This window comes from Carnobacterium sp. CS13 (genome assembly GCF_016653495.1).
GTDB lineage: Bacteria > Bacillota > Bacilli > Lactobacillales > Carnobacteriaceae > Carnobacterium_A > Carnobacterium_A antarcticum.
On the sequence record NZ_CP067364.1, the window covers coordinates 568,975 to 594,797 of the forward strand.

Annotated in this window: 18 protein-coding genes and 1 other annotated feature; of the genes, 12 read left to right on the forward strand and 6 right to left on the reverse strand. The window is 39.1% G+C overall.

The window, feature by feature from the left end:
- Positions 1-102 precede the first annotated feature (102 nt).
- The gene (locus JHE06_RS02860) at positions 103-1,578 is read left to right on the forward strand and encodes an MDR family MFS transporter (protein ID WP_201089389.1); all 1,476 of its coding nucleotides are present in this window, start codon (positions 103-105) and stop codon (positions 1,576-1,578) included.
- 55 nt (positions 1,579-1,633) lie between these two features.
- Here JHE06_RS02860 and JHE06_RS02865 read toward each other — a convergent pair whose 3' ends face one another.
- The 4 genes from JHE06_RS02865 to JHE06_RS02880 form a co-directional block, all read right to left on the reverse strand.
- Positions 1,634-2,197 (reverse strand): tRNA (mnm(5)s(2)U34)-methyltransferase, encoded by a 564-nt coding sequence (locus JHE06_RS02865; RefSeq protein WP_201089391.1) that lies wholly within the window; start codon positions 2,195-2,197, stop codon positions 1,634-1,636.
- A 100-nt stretch (positions 2,198-2,297) separates the two neighbouring features.
- Complete coding sequence (locus JHE06_RS02870) at positions 2,298-2,978, reverse strand: phosphatase PAP2 family protein (protein WP_201089394.1); 681 nt, start codon at positions 2,976-2,978, stop codon at positions 2,298-2,300.
- 112 nt (positions 2,979-3,090) lie between these two features.
- A complete protein-coding gene (locus tag JHE06_RS02875) occupies positions 3,091-4,047 on the reverse strand; it encodes a DUF4097 family beta strand repeat-containing protein (protein WP_201089396.1) in 957 nt (318 codons plus the stop codon).
- The gene (locus tag JHE06_RS02880) at positions 4,044-4,673 is read right to left on the reverse strand and encodes a DUF1700 domain-containing protein (protein ID WP_201089398.1); all 630 of its coding nucleotides are present in this window, start codon (positions 4,671-4,673) and stop codon (positions 4,044-4,046) included. Before JHE06_RS02880 ends, JHE06_RS02875 begins: the two co-directional genes overlap by 4 nt.
- Before the next feature lie 262 nt (positions 4,674-4,935).
- Here JHE06_RS02880 and JHE06_RS02885 point away from each other — a divergent pair, with 262 nt between their 5' ends.
- The 6 genes from JHE06_RS02885 to JHE06_RS02910 all read left to right on the forward strand — a co-directional run bounded on the left by JHE06_RS02885 (position 4,936) and on the right by JHE06_RS02910 (position 16,924).
- Positions 4,936-5,190 carry a hypothetical protein gene (locus tag JHE06_RS02885; protein WP_058920036.1) on the forward strand — a complete coding sequence of 85 codons (255 nt, stop codon included), beginning with the start codon at positions 4,936-4,938 and terminating at the stop codon, positions 5,188-5,190.
- A 244-nt stretch (positions 5,191-5,434) separates the two neighbouring features.
- Entirely contained in the window at positions 5,435-9,541 is a 4,107-nt protein-coding gene (locus tag JHE06_RS12360; RefSeq protein ID WP_201089400.1) for a LysM peptidoglycan-binding domain-containing protein, read from the forward strand.
- A gap of 441 nt (positions 9,542-9,982) precedes the next feature.
- The gene (gene nagE, locus JHE06_RS02895; RefSeq protein ID WP_201089402.1) at positions 9,983-11,440 is read left to right on the forward strand and encodes an N-acetylglucosamine-specific PTS transporter subunit IIBC; all 1,458 of its coding nucleotides are present in this window, start codon (positions 9,983-9,985) and stop codon (positions 11,438-11,440) included.
- A 92-nt stretch (positions 11,441-11,532) separates the two neighbouring features.
- Positions 11,533-11,757 (forward strand) — a binding site (T-box leader).
- An 80-nt stretch (positions 11,758-11,837) separates the two neighbouring features.
- The gene (gene leuS / locus JHE06_RS02900) at positions 11,838-14,255 is read left to right on the forward strand and encodes a leucine--tRNA ligase (protein ID WP_201089404.1); all 2,418 of its coding nucleotides are present in this window, start codon (positions 11,838-11,840) and stop codon (positions 14,253-14,255) included.
- A 183-nt stretch (positions 14,256-14,438) separates the two neighbouring features.
- Positions 14,439-16,106 (forward strand): putative polysaccharide biosynthesis protein, encoded by a 1,668-nt coding sequence (locus tag JHE06_RS02905; RefSeq protein ID WP_058920039.1) that lies wholly within the window; start codon positions 14,439-14,441, stop codon positions 16,104-16,106.
- A 95-nt stretch (positions 16,107-16,201) separates the two neighbouring features.
- Complete coding sequence (locus JHE06_RS02910; protein WP_058920040.1) at positions 16,202-16,924, forward strand: pseudouridine synthase; 723 nt, start codon at positions 16,202-16,204, stop codon at positions 16,922-16,924.
- 53 nt (positions 16,925-16,977) lie between these two features.
- Here the strand turns inward: JHE06_RS02910 and JHE06_RS02915 are convergent, their stop codons facing one another.
- Positions 16,978-17,805: an NAD(P)H-hydrate dehydratase gene (locus tag JHE06_RS02915; RefSeq protein ID WP_201089406.1), complete on the reverse strand. Its 828-nt coding sequence runs from the start codon at positions 17,803-17,805 to the stop codon at positions 16,978-16,980.
- Positions 17,806-18,254: 449 nt separating this feature from the next.
- Here JHE06_RS02915 and pepV point away from each other — a divergent pair, with 449 nt between their 5' ends.
- A complete protein-coding gene (gene pepV / locus JHE06_RS02920) occupies positions 18,255-19,655 on the forward strand; it encodes a dipeptidase PepV (RefSeq protein ID WP_201089408.1) in 1,401 nt (466 codons plus the stop codon).
- A 146-nt stretch (positions 19,656-19,801) separates the two neighbouring features.
- On the opposite strand, the gene JHE06_RS02925 is transcribed toward pepV, so the two are convergent.
- The gene (locus JHE06_RS02925) at positions 19,802-20,113 is read right to left on the reverse strand and encodes an ssDNA-binding protein (protein WP_201089410.1); all 312 of its coding nucleotides are present in this window, start codon (positions 20,111-20,113) and stop codon (positions 19,802-19,804) included.
- A gap of 249 nt (positions 20,114-20,362) precedes the next feature.
- Between JHE06_RS02925 and JHE06_RS02930 the strand changes: the two genes are divergently transcribed.
- The 4 genes from JHE06_RS02930 (at position 20,363) to JHE06_RS02945 (ending at position 25,810) form a co-directional block, all read left to right on the forward strand.
- Positions 20,363-21,454 carry an ABC transporter permease gene (locus JHE06_RS02930; protein WP_058920044.1) on the forward strand — a complete coding sequence of 364 codons (1,092 nt, stop codon included), beginning with the start codon at positions 20,363-20,365 and terminating at the stop codon, positions 21,452-21,454.
- A gap of 11 nt (positions 21,455-21,465) precedes the next feature.
- A complete protein-coding gene (locus tag JHE06_RS02935; protein WP_058920045.1) occupies positions 21,466-22,134 on the forward strand; it encodes an ABC transporter ATP-binding protein in 669 nt (222 codons plus the stop codon).
- Positions 22,135-22,680: 546 nt separating this feature from the next.
- Complete coding sequence (locus JHE06_RS02940) at positions 22,681-24,318, forward strand: ABC transporter substrate-binding protein (RefSeq protein ID WP_201089412.1); 1,638 nt, start codon at positions 22,681-22,683, stop codon at positions 24,316-24,318.
- A gap of 256 nt (positions 24,319-24,574) precedes the next feature.
- A complete protein-coding gene (locus tag JHE06_RS02945; protein ID WP_201089414.1) occupies positions 24,575-25,810 on the forward strand; it encodes a M20 metallopeptidase family protein in 1,236 nt (411 codons plus the stop codon).
- Positions 25,811-25,823: the final 13 nt, after the last annotated feature.

Below are 25,823 nucleotides of genomic sequence, written 5' to 3' on the forward strand. Positions count from 1 at the left end.
GCATTCTATCTTTAGAAGATAAAGATAGAGGCGCTTTAAGTATATTTTTTTTGAGCTGAAGGGGTAATAAACCCGTAAGCTAGGAATAGAATGGAGGCAAATATGGAGAAGAACAAAAAACAAACCAATGTAGTGATTATAACGATCGCAATTTTTGTTGCGACATTTATGACTGCAGTTGAAGGAACGATTATATCTACAGCAATGCCAACCATCATCGGCAGTCTTGAAGGAATGTCGATCATGAACTGGGTATTTTCAATTTATTTATTAACAAACGCTATTATGACACCAATTTATGGAAAGCTATCCGATATGATTGGTAGAAAACCTATTTTTATTACAGGATTGCTTATTTTTGTTATTGGGTCTTCATTATGCGGACTTGCACAATCAATGGAACAATTAATTTTATTTAGAGCTATTCAAGGAATCGGAGCAGGGGCAATCATGCCTGTAACTTCAACGATTATCGCTGATATTTATCCTTTTGAAAAGCGTGCAAAAATTATGGGGTTAAACGGAGCTGCTTGGGGGATCGCAGGAATTTTTGGTCCTCTATTCGGAGGATTTATCGTTGACCACTTAAGCTGGCACTGGATCTTTTATATTAATGTTCCTATCGGCATTGTGACCATTATTTTAATTTCTCTATTCTTACATGAAGACTTTACGTATGAGAAAAAAGCCGTCGATTATTTAGGCAGCATAACGTTAACCGGAACATTATTGTTCTTACTTTATGGCATTCAAGTTTTCGGAGATGCCGGAACGTTCAAAGCTCCAATGCTGATATGGTTTGGTGCAGCGGCAGTATCTTTCGCAAGTTTCATTTTTGTAGAAAAACGAGCTGCGGATCCAATCTTGCCTTTGAGTTTATTCAGCAATCGAACTTTCGTTATTCAAAACCTAGCTGCAGCTTTAGTAAGTGGTTTTCTGATTGGAGTAGACGTTTATATCCCTATGTGGATGCAAGGATTGAAAGGCTTAAAAGCAGCCATGGGTGGATTTGCCATCACTCCAATGTCGTTGACTTGGATCGTAGGTTCATTCATAGCCGGACAAATGTTGTTAAAACGACCAGTTAAGACGATCTTAACAACGAGTTTAACCATCGTCAGTCTAAGTGCTTTTATCCTTGTACTATTGCCAATCACCACTCCTTTCTATGTGTTTCTTCTAGTTACAGCATTGATTGGTCTTGGTATGGGATTGACCATCACAACGACAACCGTAACGGTACAGAACGTCGTACCTAAAAATCAAATAGGTGTAGCGACTTCCGTCAATACTTTGTTTAGAATTTTGGGACAAACGATCATGGTTTCCCTTTATGGAATTATCTTAAATCACAAGATGGCTGAGCAACTAACGGTTCATCAATCAACCGGAGTTGAAAGCAACATGATGAATGAATTGATTAATCCGTTGACAGCTGTTCATCTTGACCCTAATTTATTGCCTACATTAAGAGGCATTCTATACGATGGAATTCATAATGTTTTCTTCTATGGATTTATGACCGTTTTACTAGCATTGATATTTAATCAATTTGCTAAAAAAGAAGAGATTATTTAAGAAAAGTAAAAAGAATCTAGCAGGAAGCTACTTAGCGGCTTCTGCTAGATTCTTTTTATTTCTTTTCGATAGCCAGTAAAAAAGGCGGTGTATTGCGCTGGTTGATAAAGTTGTACTGCAGCACATTGAATGATTCTTGAGGCAATTGTTCAGCAAACGTTAGGACAGCTTCTTTTTCTGTTTTTCCGCCTTCATGACCATAATAAACGACGATCAATACTAAGCCGCTTTTTCGCAACCGAAGTAAAATTTCGTTAAGGGCTTGAATCGTTGTTTTCCCTTGTGTAATAATCGATTTATCGCCTTTAGGCAGATACCCAAGATTAAAAATAGCCGCAGCGATTTCTGTCTTTTCGGGTACTATATCCGCAACTGTTTCATGTCCTTGTTGATAAAGTTCAACTTGTTCACTAAGTCCGGTTAGCATAAGTTTTTCTTTAGTCGTCTGGATTGCTTGCTCCTGGATATCAAAACCATAGACGGTACCGGTCTGTCCAACTAGAGTAGCTAGCAAAATGGTGTCGCCGCCATTTCCTACGGTCGCATCAATGACTTTATCGCCTCTAACTACTGTATTTTTCAAAAGCGTATGACTGTAACGCAAGGCGTTTTCAATCATAGTATCCCTCCTAACTGTACACTTCATAGTTTACCATGTTTTCTGCTTTTATTTAAAAACAAAAAACCATCTTTGAAAGTTTTCTCAAAGATGGAAAGGTTTAGCGTTTTTGAGTGTTCTGTCTATTTTTGGTCCATTGTTTCCATTTAGGGTAAAGACCAATGGATAGAGCTAGCCAAGAGCCTCCTAAACAATACCCCCCAATGACATCAGAAGGAAAATGAACACCTACATAAATCCGGCTCATACCGATCAAGAAGACAAGAATGGCCGTAACGGCAATCACAAGCCAGTTCCAACGGCTGTTTTTTGAGAATTGAATGAAGAGGAAAGCAAGCCCGCCATAACAAATCAAAGACCCCATTGAATGACCGCTTGGGAAACTGTAACCGCCCTGGACCACTAAATGTTCAATGGTCGGACGTTCCCGTTGCAATACCAGTTTAACAAATTGGTTTAATAAGCCAGCTCCGAGAGCAGATTGTATAAAGAACCAAAGGGCAGCAGCCAAGTCTTTATAATGCCAAATAAGAAACAAACTGCAAAGAGAAACAACTAAAAATAACGCTGGCACACCGCCGAGATTCGTTAATGAAATAAAGAATGCTGTTTTCATATTGGTCATGCTAGCTAAAATCGGTTTGCTGATCAGTTGATCAAATGAAATGATCCACTTACTATTCAGATAAATACTTGAAGCAATGATGCTAAAAGGCAGCAACAATAAAAGGCAGGTACTTAGCCAAGGCGAAAGTGAAAAAGAATTTTTTTTTGAGTTCATTATCTTGTACTTCCTGTCATTTTTTTAAGAAAATTAACCGTATCCTACAGTCGCTTTATTTTAGCATAAGACAGTATCGTTCACAAATAAGAGAGAGCAATAACCAGTTGCATTAGTTGTATTCTGAAGTGTATTCTTCATCAGGCGCAGTAGAAACAGAGATAGTACCAGTATCTGTAGTCAACTTCATAAGATGGGTCCCATCCCCAAAAAGAGCCTTAGATTCTGCTTTGTCAAAAAGAGAGACCCTCCCTAGCTGGTGAGACGTTTCAATTGTTAGATTTTCTGGAGTGTTTTCAGTTAAAACAGTAATGGTTCCAAAGTTGGTTGTGAGCGTAGCATCTTGGTCAATCGTTGGATTCGATAGCACGATAGCGCCAGCATTTGTTTGAGCTGTTAATTTTCCAGTTACTTGAGAAAAATCGATTTGCCCAACGTCGGTGGTTATCTCTGTTTCATCAGCTACAACCTTAGTCAGATTAGCCGAACCAGCGTCCGAATCAATCGTCAACTGTTGAAAAATAGATTGAGTGATGTCAGTAAATCCGGCTGTGTTTTTGACGTTCAACTGATCTAGCTGACTATCGTTTATATCTATAGAACCTACTTCAGTTTTGATCGCAAGAGCAGAAAGGGTCAAATGATTTATGGAAACAGTTCCTGTTTCTGTACTGAGAGAAAGGGTCTCGATGGAATCAGGAATTTCGATGGTCACCCGAACAATACCGGTGTTTAGGTAGTCTAAAATGGTATTGGAAGATTGTTCCATTTCATTGATGTTTAAGTGCAAGGTCTCGCTGTTTTTGTTGGAATCTAGTGTGTATACTTTCGAATCTGCATTTAGGCCTTCAACGTTAACAGATATTTCTTTGGCGTTTGTTTTTGTAAGATAGACAGCGGCTGAAGTTCCAGTGATAGAGAGGTTTTGAATGTCTTCGACAGCTACAGTTTCTTGGTAATCAAAATGAACCGAATCAAAAGCTTTTTGATAAGTAAGAGCTGCGCCTATGCCGCCAATGGCAATAAAGAACAGTCCTACAGCTAATAACGCAAGTGTATTTTTCTTCATGCTAATCGTCCTCCTACTATAGCGCGTCTCATCCATACTAGATAACGTCTAAACAGTTTAGTTAATACGCGTGTGAAAGAATAACAAACAGCAAGCATTACCAAGCCGATTCCGCAAATCAAAATAGTCATAAACGTTTGGAAGACTGTTGCAACGGAATAAGTTCCAAGCAAAGCAAAAATACCGAAAATAGGAGCGAAGCTAAATGCAATGCCGGTTATCCAAGCCCCCAAGAGACAAAAAAGCAAGACGATCATTGGGGTTAAAACAAAAAACAGATTAAAGCCAATGATGAAAACAGCTTTGATAAACTGAACAAAAGGCGAATAAGACTGCTGCGCTTCAATTTCATCATTTAATACTTCTGGTTCAGAGTCTAATTCTACCCAATCGCCTTGACTATAGCTGGCTTCTTTTGGTTTTGGTTTGATGCCAAATTGAATTAACCGTTCGGCGGCTAACTGTTTTGGATGCCCTAATTCGTTTGCTATTTGTTCTTCAGATTTTCCATCTGTAAGTTCTGCTGCAAATTTTTCTTCGTATTCAGCTAAAATAGCAGAAACTTTTTCTGGCGGCAAGTCGGTTAAGTTCAGTTTTAATTCGATTAAAAAATGTTCTTTGTTCATTATACTTTAACCTCTTTCGTATCAATGATTTCATTTTATTATGTATCTTTAAAATGACTATACTGCCAGCTTCAAGGCATTACAAGGCGAGAGTCCACAAACAAGACTAAAGTCCGAGGTACAATCAGTCTCGGTATCTAGCAATGTCAAGTTTCGTTTAAATTATTTTCTCGTGAAATAACTAAACATTCATACTTTCTTATTACTTCCTTAATCTCTATTGAGTACACTAGAGATAGTTAAGAGATAGGAGTGTGACAAAATGCTGCTTGATGACATGGAAAATAATGATGCAATTGGTTCAGGTCAAGTAAAAAGTATTGAGTTTCCAAATATAATCTTGCAATCTGAAACTGGACAAACAGTAAAAATAAAAACAACTAAGCAACAACAAGCTGATCTTATTTTTTGGGAATCAATCATGAATATCAAAGAAGCTGAAATTTGGTTGCCGTATCAAAAAGAAGTACAGTACTTATTGGATTTTGATTGGCTTGGAGATCCACAGTTTACTTAATAACTGTAAACAAAATTGTAATATAAGAAAGACGGAAATAGGCGGATAATGGTTTATCTGCCTATTTTTTTTTGCATAAAATATTACGATTGTGTAACGTATATTAAAAAGCAGCTTATCTCTGCAATTTTCTATCATATGGACGAATTCAACGCTATAATAGAAGAAGGACTCATTATAAACCATTGATAAGGGCGATTACAGCTCCTTATCCAAAAGATTGTTTAAATCAGGAGGTATAGCGTTGGAAAAAACTAGAAAAGAAAGAATTGTCGCTGCAAATAGTAAAAAGTTGTTTGGGAAAAAGGATCTATCGAATGCTGTGTATAAAAGAGGGACAGCAGTTTTAAGTACAACTTTATTAGTTAGCTTATTGGCTTTTCCTTCTTTTTCTGCATCAGCTAGTGCGAATGATTTGGCAAATTCAAGTAGCAAAGAACTTGAAGAGAATTTAAAAAATAATCCAGAAGTAGTCACAGAGGGAACTACAGAAGGAACAGAAGTAGCCAAAGAATCAGAAACAAGTATTCAATCGACAGAGAAAAGTTCAGATACTACAGAGAACGCGGCTGAAGATAAAGCAATTGAAAAAGAACAAAAAATACAAGAATTGAAAAGCCTCTTAACAGCTGAAGTATTTGATACATTAATATTTGAAGAATTAGATATGGAAGATATCGATGAATTAATTGAAACAGCGTTAGATGTGAAGAACGACGATACTGTAAATTCTGAAGAGGCAATCGAAGCAACCATTACAAAAATGTCAATTGCAACTACAATTGTAACTGATAAAGAAGAAACAGAAGCTACATACGCACAAACAGAAGAAACTGGCGAGATTGATGCGGTTGTTGAAGAAACATCTGCAGCAGAAAATAAAATGAGTGAAACACCAGTATCAGCAGGCGAAGCTGAAGCGTCATTAACTACTGAAATTGTTGAAGACAGTGAAGAAGTTAGTGATGTTGAGAAAGCTGCAATAGAACAAGCAGCGGCAGACAAAGCGAAAGCAGATCAAGCAGCAACAGAGAAAGCTGAACTAGATCAAGCTGAAGCAGACAAAGTTAAACTAGATCAAGCAGCGGCAGACAAAGCGAAAGCAGATCAAGCAGCAACAGAGAAAGCTGAACTAGATCAAGCTGAAGCAGACAAAGTTAAAGCAGATCAAGCGGCAGCAGAGAAAGCTGAACTAGATCAAGCAGCAGCAGACAAAGCAAAAGCAGGTCAAGCGGCAGCAGACAAAGCAAAAGCAGATCAAGCGGCAGCAGACAAAGCAAAAGCAGATCAAGCAGCAGCAGACAAAGCAAAAGCAGATCAAGCGGCAGCAGACAAAGCAAAAGCAGATCAAGCAGCAGCAGACAAAGCGAAAGCAGATCAAGCAGCAGCGGATCAAGCAAAAGCAGATCAAGCAGCAGCGGACAAAGCGAAAGCAGATCAAGCGGCAGCAGACAAAGCAAAAGCAGATCAAGCGGCAGCAGACAAAGCAAAAGCAGATCAAGCGGCAGCAGACAAAGCAAAAGCAGATCAAGCGGCAGCAGACAAAGCAAAAGCAGATCAAGCGGCAGCAGACAAAGCAAAAGCAGATCAAGCGGCAGCAGACAAAGCAAAAGCAGATCAAGCAGCAGCGGACAAAGCAAAAGCAGAGACTGCTAAACTGTATACCATCAAATCAGGAGACACATTAAATAAAATTGCAAAAGCAAATGGCCTTTCTGTAGCTGAATTGAAAAAGATGAATAACTTATCTTCAGACTTGATTCATCCGGGACAAGTTTTGGCAGTGAATAAAGCTGCAGTAGGGGCTGTTCAGACAGTAACGACAGCTATCACTTCAAATAAAGCAATTGAAAAAATGTCGAATGCAGAATTTGTAGAGTTCATTGGCGCTTATGCTGCTGAGGTAGCACCAAAAAATGACTTATATGCCTCTCTGATGATTGCTCAAGCAGCTTTAGAAAGTGGTTGGGGTTCCAGTAAATTATCTTCTTCTCCAAACCACAATTTGTTTGGAATTAAAGGAAGCTACAATGGTCAAACAGCTACTATGTATACTTCCGAATGGAGCGCAAGTGGCGGATGGGTCTACATTCCTCAAAACTTTAAAAAATATCCATCTCATGCAGAATCATTACAAGATAATGCTAACTTGTTAAAAAATGGAACGAATTGGGATTCAAACTTTTACTCAGGAGCTTGGAAAAGCAATAGTACTAGTGTTTACGATGCAACTGCATGGTTGCAGGGACGTTACGCTACCGATCCAAGTTATGCTTCTAAGCTAAACAATATTATTAACTCTTATAATTTAACACGATTTGACAGTGGGTATACTGGACCGGTAAATCCTAATCCAGGTTCTACTGGATCTGATTCTTCATCATCTGAAAAGCCTAATACGAATACAACGGCTTCTTCTTATACCGTTAAAAATGGCGACACGTTGTGGGCAATTGCGAACCGTATGGGTGTTTCTGTAGCGAATGTGAAATCTTGGAATAATTTGAAATCCGATACGATTTATATCGGCCAAAAATTGACGATCAAAGGCGGTACAGGTTCAACGAACAATAACTCAACACCAAATACGTCGACGCCATCCAATACAACAACGTCTTCTTACACTGTTAAGAGCGGCGATACGTTGTGGGGAGTGGCGAGCAGCAAAGGTGTATCTGTAGCGAACTTGAAGTCATGGAACAATTTGACATCCGATACGATTTATATCGACCAAAAATTGACGATCAAAGGCGGTACGGGATCAACAAACAATAACTCAACACCAAACACGTCGACGCCATCCAATACAGCAACGTCTTCTTACACTGTTAAGAGCGGAGATACATTGTGGGGAGTGGCGAACAGCAGTGGCGTATCTGTAGCGAATTTGAAGTCATGGAACAATTTAACATCCGACACGATTTATATCGGCCAAAAATTGACGATCAAAGGCGGCACAGGTTCAACGAATAATAATTCAACACCAAACACGTCGACGCCTTCTAATACAGCAACGTCTACTTACACCGTTAAGAACGGCGATACGTTGTGGGGAGTAGCGAACAGCAAAGGTGTGTCTGTAGCGAACTTGAAGTCATGGAATAATTTAACATCCGATACGATTTTTGTTGGACAAAACTTGACGATCAAAGGCGGCACAGGTTCAACGAATACAACGCCAACAACATCAACACCTACGAATACAGCAACGTCTACTTACACCGTTAAGAGCGGCGATACATTGTGGGGAGTAGCAAGCAGCAATGGCGTATCTGTAGCGAATTTAAAGTCATGGAATAATCTGACATCCGATACAATTTTTGTTGGACAAAAATTGACGATCAAAGGCGGTACAAATTCATCCAGCGCTAATACAGCACGAAACATATCGACACCATCCAACACAGTAACGTCTTCTTACACCGTTAAGAATGGAGATTCTTTGTGGGGAGTGGCGAGCAGTAATGGTGTTTCTGTAGCGAATTTGAAGTCATGGAACAATTTGACCTCTGATACGATCTATATCGGCCAAAACTTGACGATCAAAGGCGGTACGGGTTCAACAAACAATAACTCAACACCAAATACGTCGACACCTTCTAATACAACAACGTCTTCTTACACTGTTAAGAGCGGCGATACATTGTGGGGAGTAGCGAGCAGCAAAGGTGTATCTGTAGCGAACTTGAAGTCATGGAATAATTTGACATCTGATACGATTATGGTTAGTCAAAACTTAACCATCAAAGGTGGATCAACTGCTACAACAAATTCGAATAAAACAGATGCAACAGTTTCGAATCTAGCTGTTTCTTATACGATCAAGAGCGGGGATACATTATCCGCAATTAGTTCTAAATATGGAGTTTCTCTATCTGATTTAAAATCATGGAATAAATTGAGCACGGATACTATTTATGTTGGTCAAACGTTGACAGTTAAAGTCGGCAATCAAGCAAATTCAACCGCGACTGCAAAAACACCAACAGTTCCGGTTCCAACCACTAATAAAAATACAAGTGGTGCTGCTCAATCCAACCACATTGTTAAAAGTGGCGATACATTATGGGGAATAGCCAATAGCAATGGTGTATCAGTTTCAGATTTAAAATCATGGAACGATCTGAATTCGGATAGTCTTTCTGTTGGCCAAAACTTAACTCTTATAACATCTGTAAAATCTGATGTTGTAACTAAAACGCCAGAACAGTTAACATCCTATACAGTTGTTCGTGATGACTCATTATGGGCAATCGCAAATAAAGTCGGAGTTTCAGTAGCCAGTTTAAAAGAGTGGAACTATTTGAAATCTGATGTCATTTTTGTAGGACAAACCCTTCTAATCAAATAAATAAAAGAGTAAACAAAGTGCTTAAACGTAGAGAAATCTAATGTTTAAGCACTTTTTTATGTTAATATATGTTTGTTTTATGAAATTGGTATATATGGTATTTAGAGATTTTTTTCTAAAAAGTAAAGGAGAGTTGAAATGGATACCAATGCAGCAGTGGTCTGGTTTAATGAGAGGGGATTATTGTAATTAAATTCTCATTTGACAAGAGTTTTCTAAATTGGTATGATTTTGGCGTTGAGTAAAAAGTTGGTTAATCTAGAATGTAAAGTATCAAAAATTACTCAACTGTATCAAACCGCTTAATTAAAAACAGTTTGATTTGGTGAAAAAGGGGAAGTGCTAATGAACAAACGTTAACTAGCAAGAATGGAAAACATATTATTTTGCTTATCTATCATTATTCTGTTATATATGCATTTATTCTAGGAGGAAAAAATAATGAAATCATATTTTCAAAGAATTGGACGTTCGTTAATGCTCCCAGTTGCGGTTTTACCTGTAGCTGCGATTTTAATGGGAATCGGTTATTGGATCGACCCAAGCGGATGGGGCGGAGAAAACGTCTATGCAGCATTTCTCATTAAAGCAGGTTCAGCAGTAATCGATAACCTACCTGTATTATTTGCTGTTGGGTTATCACTGGGCATGTCAAAAGACAAAGACGGAGCAGCCGCGCTTAGTGGACTGGTAGCTTTCTTAGTAGTCACGACTTTATTAAGCACAGAGTCTGTGTCTATGCTGCAAGGTATTGATATCGAGGCAGTCAGCCCTGCATTTGACAAAATTAATAATGCTTTTGTTGGGATCATATCTGGTTTAGTTGCAGCTTCTATGTATAACCGCTTTAGTCATGTTAAGCTGCCGCAAGCATTGGCCTTTTTCAGTGGAAAACGACTTGCGCCGATCATGACATCAATGGCGATGCTGGTTGTTTCATTAATCTTATTATTCGTTTGGCCGGTAGTGTTCTCTGCATTAGTAACATTCGGTACAAGTATTAGTAAATTAGGTGCTATAGGTGCTGGTTTATACGGATTCTTCAACCGTTTATTGATTCCAACAGGTTTACACCACGCATTGAATTCTGTATTTTGGTTTGATGTGGCCGGTATTGATGATATTGGGAACTTCTGGGCAGGTACAGGGACAAAAGGAATCACTGGTATGTATCAAGCTGGTTTCTTCCCGATCATGATGTTCGGTCTGCCAGGCGGAGCGTTAGCGATGTACCACACAGCTAAAGACAACAAGAGAAAAGTAGTAGCATCTTTAATGATCGCAGCCAGTTTTGCTGCCTTCTTTACAGGTGTTACTGAACCGCTGGAATTCTCATTCATGTTTGCAGCTCCGTTATTGTACTTGGTACACGCGGTCTTAACTGGGATTTCACTATTTATTGCAGCAACTTTCCATTGGACAGCTGGTTTTGGATTTAGTGCTGGTTTAGTCGACCTTGTGTTAAGCTTCCGATTGCCATTAGCAAACCAACCGTATATGTTGATCCTTCAAGGATTAGTCTTTTTTGCTATTTATTATTTTGTTTTCCGTTTTGTGATCGTTAAATTCAACTTGGCAACGCCAGGCCGAGGAGATGACGAAGATGAAGAAATCGTGGAAGATGATGACGCAGCTGTTTCTTCGTCAAAAAATGATAAATTTAAACGTCAAGCTGAAATGATTTATGCTGGTTTAGGCGGCGATGAAAACATAACCTCAATCGACAATTGTACAACGCGCTTGCGTCTCGAGGTTAAAGACATGTCTAAAGTCGATGAAAAGAAAATCAAATCTTCCGGAGCAATTGGCATCAACAAAGTTTCTGACCATAACATCCAAGTTATCGTCGGAACCGAAGTTCAATTTGTTGCTGATGAAATGACTAAATTAAAAAAATAATTAAATGAATTGAGTAGTGCCCTTTGTTTAAGAGATGAAGGGCACTTTGCTATTGCTCGCTAGCTGTTTATTTGATAGAATAGAATCAATAGTTAAAAACAAAGAAAAGGAATAGTAGAAATACTTCTTTTAAAGAGAGTGCATGGTTGGTGGAAATGCATAAAGAAAGCTTTTGAACTCGCCTTGGATGTTGCTTTACTGAAATCGATCAGTAAGTAAAGCCGTAACGCCTGCGTTAAAGGTAAGAAGAGTCTACAGAAATTTTGTAGAAAACATAGGTGGTACCACGATCAGTAAACTGTTCAATCGTCCTATGAGTATCAGATCATTTATCTGCGCTCATAGGGCGATTTTTTAATTTATTAAACGATTAAACTGAGGAAGAGGGATTAACGATATGAGTTTCAATCATAAGACTATTGAAAAAAAATGGCAAAAGTACTGGGCAGATAATAAAACTTTCCAGACAACTGAAGATTCGGCAAAAGAAAAATTTTATGCTCTGGATATGTTTCCGTACCCATCTGGACAAGGGTTACATGTTGGACATCCAGAAGGCTACACTGCGACAGACATTCTTTCACGTATGAAACGTGCACAAGGTTACAATGTATTGCATCCAATGGGATGGGATGCTTTTGGTTTGCCGGCTGAACAATATGCGTTAGATACCGGAAATGATCCTGCGGAGTTTACTGCTCATAATATTGAAACATTTCGGCGTCAAATCAACTCATTGGGTTTTAGTTACGATTGGGAACGTGAAATCAATACGACTGATCCAAGTTATTACAAATGGACCCAATGGATTTTTATTAAATTATACGAAAAAGGATTAGCTTATGAAGCAGAAGTTGCGGTTAACTGGTGTCCTGCTCTAGGAACAGTATTGGCTAACGAAGAAGTTATCGATGGAAAAAGCGAACGTGGCGGACATCCTGTTTTCCGCAAACCAATGAAACAATGGATGTTGAAAATAACAGCTTATGCTGAACGTTTATTAGAAGATTTAGAATTGGTTGATTGGCCTGATAGTATTAAAGATATGCAACGCAATTGGATCGGAAAATCGGTTGGAGCAAATGTCTCTTTTACAGTTAAAGATACAGAACAAGACTTCACTATTTTTACGACTCGTCCAGACACATTATTTGGAGCAACTTATTGTGTCATGGCACCAGAATTGGACTTAGTGGAAAAAATTACGACTCCTGAACAAGAAGCAGAAATCAAAGCTTATATTGAAAAAGTTAGTCTGAAAAGTGATTTAGACCGGACGGATTTAAGCAAAGAAAAAACTGGCGTATTCACAGGAGCTTACGCAGTAAATCCAGTAAACGGGAAAGAAATACCGATTTGGATTTCTGATTATGTCTTAGCGTCTTATGGTACAGGTGCAATCATGGCTGTTCCAGCACACGATCAACGGGATTACGAGTTTGCAAAAACTTTTGGCTTAGAAATTACCCCCGTCTTAGCAGGCGGTCAAATAGAAAAAGAGGCCTTTTTAGAAGATGGTCCACACATCAATTCAGATTTCCTAGATGGTTTGGGCAAAGAAGAAGCCATTGCTAAAATAAATGCTTGGCTAGAAGAAAAAGGTTTAGGTAAAAAAGAAACGACGTATCGTTTGCGTGACTGGTTATTTGCAAGACAACGCTACTGGGGCGAACCGATTCCGGTTATCCATTGGGAAGATGGCACATCAACTACGTTAGCTGAATCAGAGCTTCCGTTGTTACTGCCAAAAACAGATGAAATCAAACCAAGCGGTACTGGCGAATCGCCACTGGCTAATATTACCGACTGGGTCAATGTTACCGATCCAGAAACAGGGATGAAAGGCCGCCGTGATACAAATACCATGCCGCAATGGGCAGGAAGTTCTTGGTATTATTTACGGTTTATCGATCCTGCTAACGATGAAATGATAGCAGACCCTGAAAAGCTGAAAGAATGGTTGCCGGTTGATATTTATATTGGCGGGGCCGAACATGCTGTTTTACATTTGTTGTATGCACGTTTTTGGTATAAATTTTTATACGATATCGGTGTAGTTCCAACGAAAGAACCTTTCCAAAAATTATTTAATCAAGGAATGATTTTGGGAGAAAACAACGAAAAAATGTCTAAGTCAAAAGGCAATGTCGTAAATCCTGATGATGTGGTTGAAAAATATGGAGCAGACACATTACGGATGTATGAAATGTTTATGGGACCGTTGGATGCTTCGATTGCATGGAATGAAAACGGCCTTGAAGGCAGTCGCAAGTTCTTAGACCGAGTCTGGCGTTTATTGATGGATGAAGAAGGGCAACTTCGTGACCGCGTAACCACATTCAATGATCAATCATTAGATGTAGCCTACCACCAAACTGTAAAAAAAGTGACGGAAGACTTTGAGCAACTGCGCTTTAATACAGCTATTTCACAATTGATGGTATTTGTGAACGAAGCCTATAAAGCCAAAGCTTTACCGGTAGAGTACATGAAAGGCTTTGTACAGTTGTTAGCTCCGATTGCTCCTCATCTAGGTGAAGAGTTGTGGGCCGTTTTGACAAACAGTGACGAAGGCATTTCTTATGCAGCATGGCCAACGTATGATGAAGCATTCTTAGTACAAGATGAAATAGAAGTGGTTTTTCAAGTGAACGGAAAATTAAAAGCTAAAGCCCAAGCATCTAAAGAAATCACGAAAGACGAATTGGAAACTTTAGCAATGACTAATGAGAAAATTCAAGAAGCCATTAAAGGAAAAACAGTCCGAAAAGTAATCGTTATTCCTGGGAAATTGGTTAATATTGTAGCGAATTAGTTTTAGAATAAGGGATCAGACCACTGGCTTAAAAAACAGTGGTCTTTTCTAATGGGGTCAAAAATGAGAACCTTAAATTTTTGTAAATATCCTCTAAGACGCTCTGCAAAGCATTGCAACGGTATTGGGAAAGAAGTAGAATAGATATTAGTACATAAAAGTATGAGAGTAGGGTTATGGAAAATGTCAAAGGATGTTACGAAAGAAAATGCATCGGTGAATGAAAAAAGCTCACGAGACAAAATGGTCAGCGGCTCCGCTTGGATGACCGGCGGCAGCATCTTATCTCGGCTTTTAGGGGTTTTATACATTATCCCTTGGATGGCATGGATGGGTACGCAAGATGTAGCAAACTCTGCCAATGCTCTTTACATGGTAGGGTATACGCCTTACGCATTGTTTTTAAATATTGCTACAGCCGGAGTTCCTTCCGCTATTGCCAAGCAAGTTTCTTATTACAACGCTTTAGGGGAATATAAAATCAGTCGTGAAATTTATAAAAAAGGGCTGCAGGTAATGGCCATTACCGGAATTGTTGCAGCCATCTTAATGTATATGATTGCACCATTTATTGCAGCCAATAGTCCTACTGCTTCGGTAAGTGATGGAACGCAAGTCATCCGATCGTTAAGCTGGGCCTTGTTGATTATTCCTTGTATGAGTGTCACACGCGGTTTTATTCAAGGTCATCATACAATGGCACCCTCAGCTATTTCACAATTTATTGAACAATTAGGCCGAGTCATATTTATGCTGGCTGCTGTCTATCTTATCCGAGTGGTATCAGACGGAAGTGTCGTTAACGCTGTTTCGGCTTCAACTTTTGGAGCCTTTATTGGAGCGGTGTTCAGTATCGGCTACTTGCTGTACGTTATTTGGCGGAAAAAGCCGGAACTGGATATAAATGTTGCAAATAGCAGAAACAAAATATCTGTTTCCACTAATGAGATTTTCAAATCCATTATTAAAACAGCGATACCGTTTATTATCATTGGTTCAGGAATCACTTTCTTTCAGCTGATCGATCAATTTACATTTGCACCAATTATGAATGCGGTCAGTGATATGACAGCGAAGCAAATTGAAAACAATTATGCTATCGCTGCAGGGAATGCAAATAAACTGATCATGGTCGTTATTTCTTTGGCGGGTTCGATGGCGATTACTTCTGTGCCGCTGATTGCTGATTTGTTAGCGCGAAATAAAATGGCTGATGTAAGAGCACAAATGAGCGATAGTATCCAACTATTTTTCTTCATTATGCTGCCGGCTTCAATCGGTATGGCAGTCGTTGCCAAACCTCTTTATACCGTTGTTTATGGTTATAGTGCATTTGGAGCAAGCATTTTGCAACTGTCTTCTTATATGAGCATTTTTCTAGGATTGTTTGTCTTGTTGGGATCGACTCTTCAAGCAGCCAACCAAACAAAGCGAGCTTTGGTAGCAATGGCAGTTGGGTTAGTGGTTAAACTGGTGGTTCAATACCCGTTGCTGGCTATAGCTGGTACGCATGGTATGCTGTTATCCAACATTGTTGGTTTTGGGGCGACAACCTATTTAATGTTACGCGCTATCTACAAAATGACGCACTTGAATATCGGTTTCTTGCTAAGACGCCTTTTATTGATGGCAATCATTACGGCCGCCATGGCCTTAGTTGTTTTTATTGTGCAACAAGGGATGTATCGATTATTTGAACCAAAAGACAGAATAGGCTCATTGATCAACATGGGCGTTTCAGCCTCTATCGGTGGATTTGTGTACTTGTATGCCGCATTAAAAACTAGGTTAGCAGACCGGTTGCTAGGGTCACGGGTAGCAGGTTTACGAAGAAAGTTAAGAATAAAATAAACAAAAAACAGATAAAGAGAGCTAGCTGGCATCTATATAGAGATGCCACCTAGTTTTTTTAGTCCCTTTTTTAAAAAGAGAATGGAGCAGGTACAATGAGATTAGATAAGTTTTTAGCACATACAGGATATGGCACCCGAAAAACAGTTAAAGAATTGTTGAAAAGCAAACAAGTCGAAGTAAACGGCAAGCTTGCTAAAGATGGGAAAGTTCATATCGAACCGGAAAGCGATCAAGTGCAGGTTGCTGGAGAAAAAGTTCATTACCAAGAATTTATTTATTTGATGCTGCATAAGCCTCAAGGGGTAATCAGTGCCACGGAAGATAAACTGCATAAAACGGTGATTGATTTGCTTCATTCACAAGACCGTTTATTGGACCCTTTCCCAGTTGGCCGATTAGATAAAGATACAGAAGGGTTATTGTTGTTGACGAACGATGGGGTTTTAGCTCATAATTTATTATCGCCAAAAAAAGAAGTCGATAAATGTTATGAAGCGGTGATCCAAGGAATCGTTGACAAAAAAGATATCCAAGCGTTTGATGAGGGAGTCACTTTAGACGATGGTTTTGTCTGTCGGTCAGCGGCGCTAACGGTTTTATCAACAAATGCAGAGTCACAAACGTCGACTATCCAAGTCGTGATTCATGAAGGCAAGTTTCATCAAGTTAAACGTATGTTTGAAGCGGTGGATAAAAAAGTGACTTATTTAAAACGTTTATCGATGGGCCCTTTAACTTTAGATAAAGACTTAAAAATCGGCCATTATCGACCATTGACTGAAGCAGAGATGAAAGTGATGGAAGATTACCGATAAGAAATCAAAAACCTGACAGATAGCCATTATGGCTTCGTCAGGTTTTTTTGGATTTAGTTTTCGGAAAATTCTTTTAGAGTAAAAGGCAGTTGTTCAATGATGTGGGTCGGTAAGACAACGTATTGCTTTTTAGCTAGGTTATCGCCAATGTGACTGTGTAAATAAACTGCCGCCAATACGGCTGACTTTGAATTTTCTAATTGTGCTAAAAATCCAGCGATCATCCCAGCTAAAGTATCGCCCATCCCGCCAGTTGCCATTGCAGGATTACCGGCTTGATTTTTCCAAACGTCTTCTTCAAAATAAACTTCCGTTCGATGTTGTTTCAAAACGACCGTTGCATTTAGTTCAGCTCGGGCTGTCTGATTTAGAGATTCTTTTTGTTCAGATGGTTTTAAATGACTTAATCGCTCCCACTCGCCTAAATGAGGAGTATAAATAGTTTTGGCTTTAGGCGTTGAAAGCTGGTGTTCTGCCATCATGGTGATCGCTGATCCGTCAACCACGATTTGTTGGTTTTCTGTAACGAGAGAGAGAACAGATTTTAATAATTCTAAAGAATCTTTTGAATCACCCATCCCCGGTCCAATGACAAGAACCGAGGCTGCTTTTACTTGTTGTGCGAGTGTTTGACGGTTATTCCAGTCCAGCACCATAGCTTCTGGCAAACGAGCATGCAAGGCAATGTGGTTGGTTTTTGCAGTGGCAACACTGACTAACCCGGCACCGCTGTTTACCGCTGCACTAGTAGCCATTATAATAGCTCCCCCCATTGATTCGTTTCCGCCGATGACTAAAATTCTGCCGTAATCGCCTTTGTAGCTGTCATCTTTTCTTTTTGGAATCAAACCTTGGATACTTTCTTGATTCAGTTTTTTCATAAGAATTTCCTCCTTCAGATACTTAAAGCTCCTTGAAACTTATTATAAAGACAAAACGATTATTTTTCATCCTTCGCCTCCTTTGACCTTGCATTAAAAAAACTATTTTTTGAGGTCTTATAGTGGATAGTTGCCATTGAATAGAATACGAAAATCAATGTGTGATGAGTAGAGGTGCACGAGGGACGTTCTACTTCACAGTTTGATGAAGAAAATGGAGTGAATTGTTAAGAAGAGTCTGTCTATCTGATAGTTGGGTAGAAAAATAGGAGGAAATGGTTAAGTAGAGCCTATCTATCTAATAATTGGACAATAAAATAGCAGTTTTCCCTTTTTATATCTTTACCGAGAGTATCTTGACATAAGAAAATGAGATAGGAATATTGGTATGCAAGTCAAAAAGTGATATGATAGAGATGTTGAAAATGAAGGATGGGAGTGTTCAGGGTATGACAATCGATTGGAAAAAAGAAGCGGCGGCACGTAAAGAAGATTTCTTAGCGGATTTGATTTCTTTATTGAAAATTAATAGTGTTCGCGATGACAGTGAAGCAACAGAAGAAGCTCCTGTTGGGTTCGGACCTAAAGAAGCACTAGAAGCGTTTTTAGCGTTTGGAGATCGTGATGGTTTTGTTACCAAGAATATTGATAACTTAGCAGGTCACATCGAGTATGGAGAAGGCGACGAAACACTTGGCGTTTTAGCACATGTTGACGTTGTACCAGTTGGTTCAGGTTGGGAAACAGACCCGTTTGATCCGGTGATCAAAGACGGACGTATCTATGCTCGTGGATCGAGCGATGATAAGGGTCCCGGAGTGGCAGCTTATTATGCACTGAAAATGATCAAAGAATTGGAATTGCCGGTTTCTAAACGCATCCGTTTCATTATTGGAACTGATGAAGAAAGCGGCTGGATGTGTATGGATCGTTACTTTGAAGTAGAAGAAAAACCTGATTTTGGTTTTTCACCAGATGCAGAATTTCCAATCATTAATGGTGAAAAAGGTATTTTGACTGTCTATGTCAGTACGCAAGGTACGAATGCAGGCGGAAAAAACGAGTTGACCAGTTTTGATGCTGGATTACGTGAAAATATGGTTCCTCAAGATGCAACAGCTGTATTTAACAGCCAAGAAGCTGAAAAAATTGAAAAAGATTTCTATGACTTTATCGAAAAATCTCCTGTGACTGGAACAGTGACCATTGATGGGAAACAAGTCACGATTGAAGTTAACGGGAAAGCAGCACATGCGATGGAACCTCGTGGAGGAGTGAATGCAGCAACTTATTTGGCAATCTTCTTAAACGGGTATTCATTTGGCGGAGATGCTAAAAACTATCTAGAAATGACAGCAGAGTATTTCCATGATGATTCTAGAGCTGAAAAACTGGAATTGAACTATGTAGATGACATAATGGGCGATTTAACGATGAATCCAGGAGTCTTCACATTCACACCAGAAGACGGCGGATTGATTGCGTTAAACTTCCGCTTCCCTAAAGGCGTCAGTGCTGAAAGCATTGAAATAGGCTTAGATGCTAAATTAGGCCAATATGGAGTAACTCTGGGACGCGGTAAAGCACAAGCGCCTCACTACGTTCCAGCGGATGATCCATTGGTTAAAACGTTGTTAAATGTTTATGCAAAACAAACAGGTTTAGAAGCTCATGAACAAACGATCGGCGGCGGCACATATGGACGTTTATTTGAACGCGGTGTAGCTTATGGTGCTATGTTCCCTGATAGCATCGATACCATGCACCAAGCTAACGAGTTTATGGCCATTGATGACTTGATGAATGCCATGAGTATTTACGCTGAAGCGATATACGAGTTGGTGAAGTAAACTAAAAAGCAAGACGGAAGAAAATCAAGGATGGCATAAGATAACTCGCAATCCAAAAAATCTTCCGTCTTATTTTTTTTTGGCCAACAGCAGTTAGTATAAATTAGGTTAAGGAAATAGATTAAGTTTCTTGCAGTTCAATAGAGTTAGAACATCACTTTTTTGTGTGGCAGTTTTCTGCCTTTGTAATCAAAGATGTGCCCAAAATAATTTGGTTTTGATTCAGTCCGATAGTTTTGCACCACCAATTGCATCCGATGATTAATGGTTCCTTCTATTGTGATAACAGAATATTCTTCAATATCGTATACAAATCGATAGGCTTTTTTTCCAGCGACCAAACAGTTAAATTGACGGTCGTCCGCTTCGAGTGTGAAGCGGCATAATGGTGCTCCATGAGTGGTGTTGATAACTTTGATTTCAGAAATGACTTTTCCAGTAATAATGGCGAAATTCATATTAGCAGCTCCTTTACTTGATCGTTCTATTGTTTATAGTTATATTATACGAACAAACGTTCTGTAAGTAAAGCAAACAAGCAGTTAAATAATTAAAATAGAAAGAACTGGTAAGTTCAAAAAAACTAATCAATTTTTTTGTTGTACTAACCACTTTGCTTCTTCAAGTAAAATAATCAAAGTGTTATAAGATAACAGTTGATTTGTGGTATATTTAGTTGAGTAAAATCAAGAAAAGGAGTGAAGAAAATGTTTTTAGCATGGAAAGAAATGAACTATTCAAAAACACGATTTGCGTTGATTATTGGTGTCCTAGTTTTGGTCTCTTATTTGGTTTATTTTTTAGTGGGTTTAGCATATGGGCTAGCGCAAGATAACCGTACGAGTATAGACAAATGGGAAGCAGATGGAATTGTATTGACGGATGAGTCCAATACGAATATCAATATGTCGATGATGACATTGGAACAAGCTAAAGAAGTTTCTGGCGAAGAAATTGCTTTTTTAGGACAAGCTCCTAGTGTTGTCAGAAAAGCCGGAAAGACTGGTGAGGATGCTAAAATAAATGTCACGTTTTTTGGCATCGATGCTAATCAGTTCATTATGCCGGAAGTAATCGAAGGCGAAGCATTTAGCGGAAAAGATGAAGTCGTGGCTGACATTAGTTTGAAAGAAGAAGAAGGCATTGAAATAGGAGACGTCTTAGAGTTGGCTGGAAACGACAAAGAAGTAACCGTTGTAGGGTTTACGGAAAATGCTAAATTCAATGTAGCGCCGGTTTTGTATACGACTATACCGGCTTTCCAAGAAGTACGTTTTGAAGCAGTGGATGATTCTGACAACGGCCGTATCAGTGCAGTGGTCGTCCGTGGTGAAGCAGGTTCATTGGATAATATTCAAATCGACAATGACGAATTAGTAGCCTACCCTATTAAAGATTATATCAATAAAATACCAGGATATACTGCACAAGTTTTAACCTTTGGCTTGATGATCGGTTTCTTAGTCGTGATCGCAGCTGTAGTGATCGGCATTTTTATCTATGTCTTAACCCTGCAAAAAACAAGCATGTTTGGAGTGATGAAAGCTCAAGGGATTTCAACTCGCTACATATCTGCATCTGTCGTGGCGCAAACTTTCTTATTAGCAGCAGTGGGCGTGGGAATCGGTTTGATTTTAACTGTTTTGACAGCTTTAGTCTTGCCGGCAGCGGTACCTTATCGAACGAATGTCGTTTTTTTAGCGGGGATAACAATTTTGTTGGTTTTAGTAGCTGTGTTAGGTGCTCTGTTTTCAGTCAGAACAGTGGTCAATATTGATCCATTAGAAGCGATCGGTTAGGAGAGAAGAAGATGAAATTAATTGAATTAGTTGATGTAACGCGTACTTTTGGTGAAGGGCATACGAAAGTTGAAGCATTGAAAAAAACGAATTTTTCGGTTGAAGCGGGTGAGTTTGCAGCGATCATTGGGCCGAGCGGTTCAGGTAAGAGTACATTGTTAACGATCATCGGCGGATTGCAAACTCCTTCAGAAGGAAAAGTATTGATAAATAATCATAAATTTAGTGAGGTACCTGAAAAAGAACGAGCTGCTTTGCGGTTTAAAGAAATTGGATTTATTTTACAAGCTTCAAATTTAGTTCCGTTTCTAACTGTAGAAGATCAGCTGCGTTTGGTGAATAAAGTAAACAAAACTAAAATGGATACAACTAAAAGCGATGCTTTATTAGACGAACTTGGAATAAAAGAACTGAAAAAGAAATACCCAAGCGACTTATCAGGTGGAGAACGGCAACGGGCAGCGATCGCACGGGCAATTTACCATGGGCCGTCTGTTATTTTAGCAGATGAGCCGACAGCTAGCTTAGATTCCGAAAAAGCTTTTGAAGTAGTAAAAATTTTAGCCCGTGAAACCAAAGCACAAAAAAAAGCTACAATTATGGTCACACATGATGAACGGCTGATTGAACATTGTGATAGCGTGTATGTGATGAAAGATGGAATACTGACGAAAAAATAATAAAAAAATGAACAAACGAAAAAACATTTTTCGTTTGTTTGTATTTTTATCAAAAGGTTAACCTTACGCTATTAAAGAAAACAGAACATTGATTATTGAACACGCTTACTTTTTTTATTGGTGGTTTTTAGATGAGATTTAGATGAATATAACATTTGACTATTCTAATTTTAACAGGTATTATTCAGCTACAAATACATTTAAGGAGTGGGAAAACACTATGAGAAAAGAAACTAAATTGACATTCGCATCTGTTATGCCTGCTGCTCTTCTGACTAAAAGCGTCTTAATTTTAATTATGCCCTAGGATTCGAACTATTCAATTAGTTGAGTCCTAGTTTTCGTATCCTAGGGCTCGATCGATTCAGTTCGATAAACAAGCCCTTCATCTTTTTTGAAGGGCTTGCTTTTTTATTTTTAAAAATAAAAACGCGAAGTGGCAGAAGATGGTTGCGATTAATGCTAAAGGAGGAAAGTAAGCTAGCAAGAGAAAGAGAAGTAGAAGAAAAAGAAAGAGAAAATAACATAAAAAAGGGGAGAACAACAATGAAAAAGCAAAAAAATAGTGGAATGAGAAAATGGAGTATCTTGATGGGGTTAGCGGCATTCTTATTCTTGGCTGCTTGCGGCAATAACGCAGAGAAGGAAGGAGCACAAGTTAAAGCTGCATCTCAAGACATTCTCTACATAGGGATGACTAACCCGCCAGATAATTTCAGCCCGATAAATGCAGCTGGTGTATCTGCTCGGTGGGCACAGCGTTTCTTCTATGATGCTCTGTTGGATATGCCGGATGCCTTGACATTTACGCCGAGATTGGCAGATAGCTTTGAAACAGAAGACAATCAAAACTATACGATCAAATTAAATCCAGATGCCAATTGGTCCGACGGTACACCCGTTACGGCAGAAGATGTTGTTTTCACTTACAACCTGATTGCGGATCCTGAAGTAGAAACAACACGCGGTGTAGCGGTAGCTTCATTGGAAGGCGTAACATCTTCTGGGAAACTGGAAGAAGGTCGAACAGAGATTCCCAATTTAGTCGCTGTAGACGATAAAACAGTCACATTAAAAACGGAAACGCCAGTTGATCCGAACTATTTAAAAGAATTTCTTGCTTATGGTATTTTCATTTTGCCGAAACACGTATGGGAAGATACCCCTAAAAGCGAATTGGCAAATGCTAGTTTCGTCACGCAACCTGAAGTAACGAGCGGTCCGTATACTTTTGTTGAATATGCAAAAGATTCACACATCGAGCTAACCGCTAACCCTGATTACTACCGTGGAGAACCTGAAATCAAAGAAGTCTTTTTGAAAATCATGAATGGCACCAACCTTGTAACTGAGCTCCAATCAGGTGGTTTGCATATGAATGCCAGCGGAGGCATCGGTGAAGTTCCCACACAGGAATTAAAAACAGTTGAAGCCATTGAAGGACTAGAAGTTAACGTGCAGCCAAGTTTAACGGTGCAAATGATGCCAATCAATACAGAAGTGTTTAAAGATAAATATATCCGCCAAGCATTAGCACATGCAATCAATCGAAATCAAATCGTGGAAAGTTTGTTAGGAGGACAAGGTGAAATCATCGAAAGCATTTATACATCTGTCAGTCCATATAAAAACGAAGAACTAGAACCCATCGCCTATGATCCAGAATTGGCTAAAGAATTGATTACTAAATCAGACTTTGATATGAACCAAGAAATAGAAATCGTTGTTCCGGTCGGCAACAAAGTCAGAGAACAATCGGCTGTTTTGATTCAACAAGACTTGGAAGCTGTAGGGTTTAAAGTCAAGCTGTCTAACTTTGATTTCCCGACCGTCATGGAAAAAGGCCGTTCAGGTGACTTTGATTTGATGATGTATGGATATGCATTGAATATTGATCCAGATGTAACCAATTACGTTGGTCCAGAAGGAGTTTCAAACTATTCCAATTATGAAAATCCTAAAAACACTGCATTACTAGAAGCGGGTCTAGCAGAAACCGATCCAGAAAAAAGAAAAGCTATCTATGATGAAGCACAAGAGATTTGGCAAGACGATATGTTTATCGTACCGCTTTATTCTGCATTGGATATCGTAGTGAAAAATGAAACCTTAAATGGTGGGATCACTGAGTTTTGGCCTGGTTCATTAACCGATGTCGAAGCTTGGACATTACAGCAAGAATAAAACGATACAAAAAAAAGTTTGTTAGGTTTTGTAACACGTATCCCTTAGTGTTTTAAGGAAGTGAAGAATATTCGTTAAGATTAGATTAAAATAAAATTTGACATATCTAATCTTAGCGGGTAAACTTTAAAAAACATTTCAAAACGTTAAGGAATAGTTGAGTTTTCATTTCCAACTAATGACGAGTTAGAAAACCTCACATACGATTAATGCTTGGATACCTTAAACAGAATTAAAAAAGAAAAGAGGAGTTTGAATGGGATACAACGAATGGGAAAAAAGCTTAGCAAACAATTTTGATGAAACGGTTGCTTGGAGACGACACTTACACCGTTATCCAGAAATTTCTTTTCAAGAGACTGCTACGAGAGCCTATATTTTTGACAGATTAACTGAATTTGGTTATGAAGACATCCGCACGAATGTGGGCGGCGGAGGTCTCGTTACACGTTTAATAGGAGCACAACCGGGGCCTAAAATTGCTTTTCGAGCGGATTTCGATGCTTTACGCATCCAAGAGGAAACTCAGCTGCCTTTTGCTTCAGTCAATGATGGTGTTATGCATGCATGTGGTCATGATGGACATACTGCAATTCTTTTAAGTGTTGCAAAAGTCTTAAAACAATTTGAAGCAGAGTTAAAAGGCGAAGTCGTTTTTATTTTCCAACACGCGGAAGAGGTGTTGCCGGGCGGGGCAAAATCCATGATCGAGGATGGCGCTTTAACAGACGTCGATTATGTTTACGGTTTGCATTTGCGTTCGCCTTTGGAATACGGAAAAGTTCAATATTGCAGCGGTTTCTCGATGGCAGCAGCAGATTTTTTTGAAATTACGATCCAAGGAAAAGGCGGACACGGTTCAAGTCCGCATACGTCGATTGATCCAATTGTTGTCGGTTCTCATTTAGCCAATCAGCTGCAATCGCTCATTAGCCGAACGAAAAATCCAATGCAAGCAGGCGTTTTAACCATCTCGACTTTCCAAGCTGGCAGTGAAGCAAATAATGTCATTCCTGATACGGCTTATCTAAAAGGAACGGTTCGAACCTTTGAACCGACCTTGCGTAGTTTGCTGGAAGAGAAAATCAAGACAATGTCTGAACACATTTGTGCAGCCTATAATGCGACATGTACCGTTACTTATACAAAAGGGTATCCTGCAGTTTACAATCATCCGGCTGAAACGGAAGTAATCAAAACAATATTTACTGACAAATTTGGTGCTGAAACAGTTGAAACAACCTCGTTAAGGATGGGCGGCGAAGATTTTGCTTATTACCTTGAAAAGAAACCCGGTTCATTTTTCTTTGTCAATTCAGGTAATGCCGAGAAAGGCATTGTTTATCCGCATCACCATCCTAAATTTGATATTGATGAGCGGGCATTGTTAATGGGCGGAAAAGCATTTTTGACCATTGCGGAGCATTACTTGGCTGCTCAAACGGAAACAGCGATAAAGCATAAAACAGCCATTGAAGCAGCAGCAGAATAATTGCAACTTAATT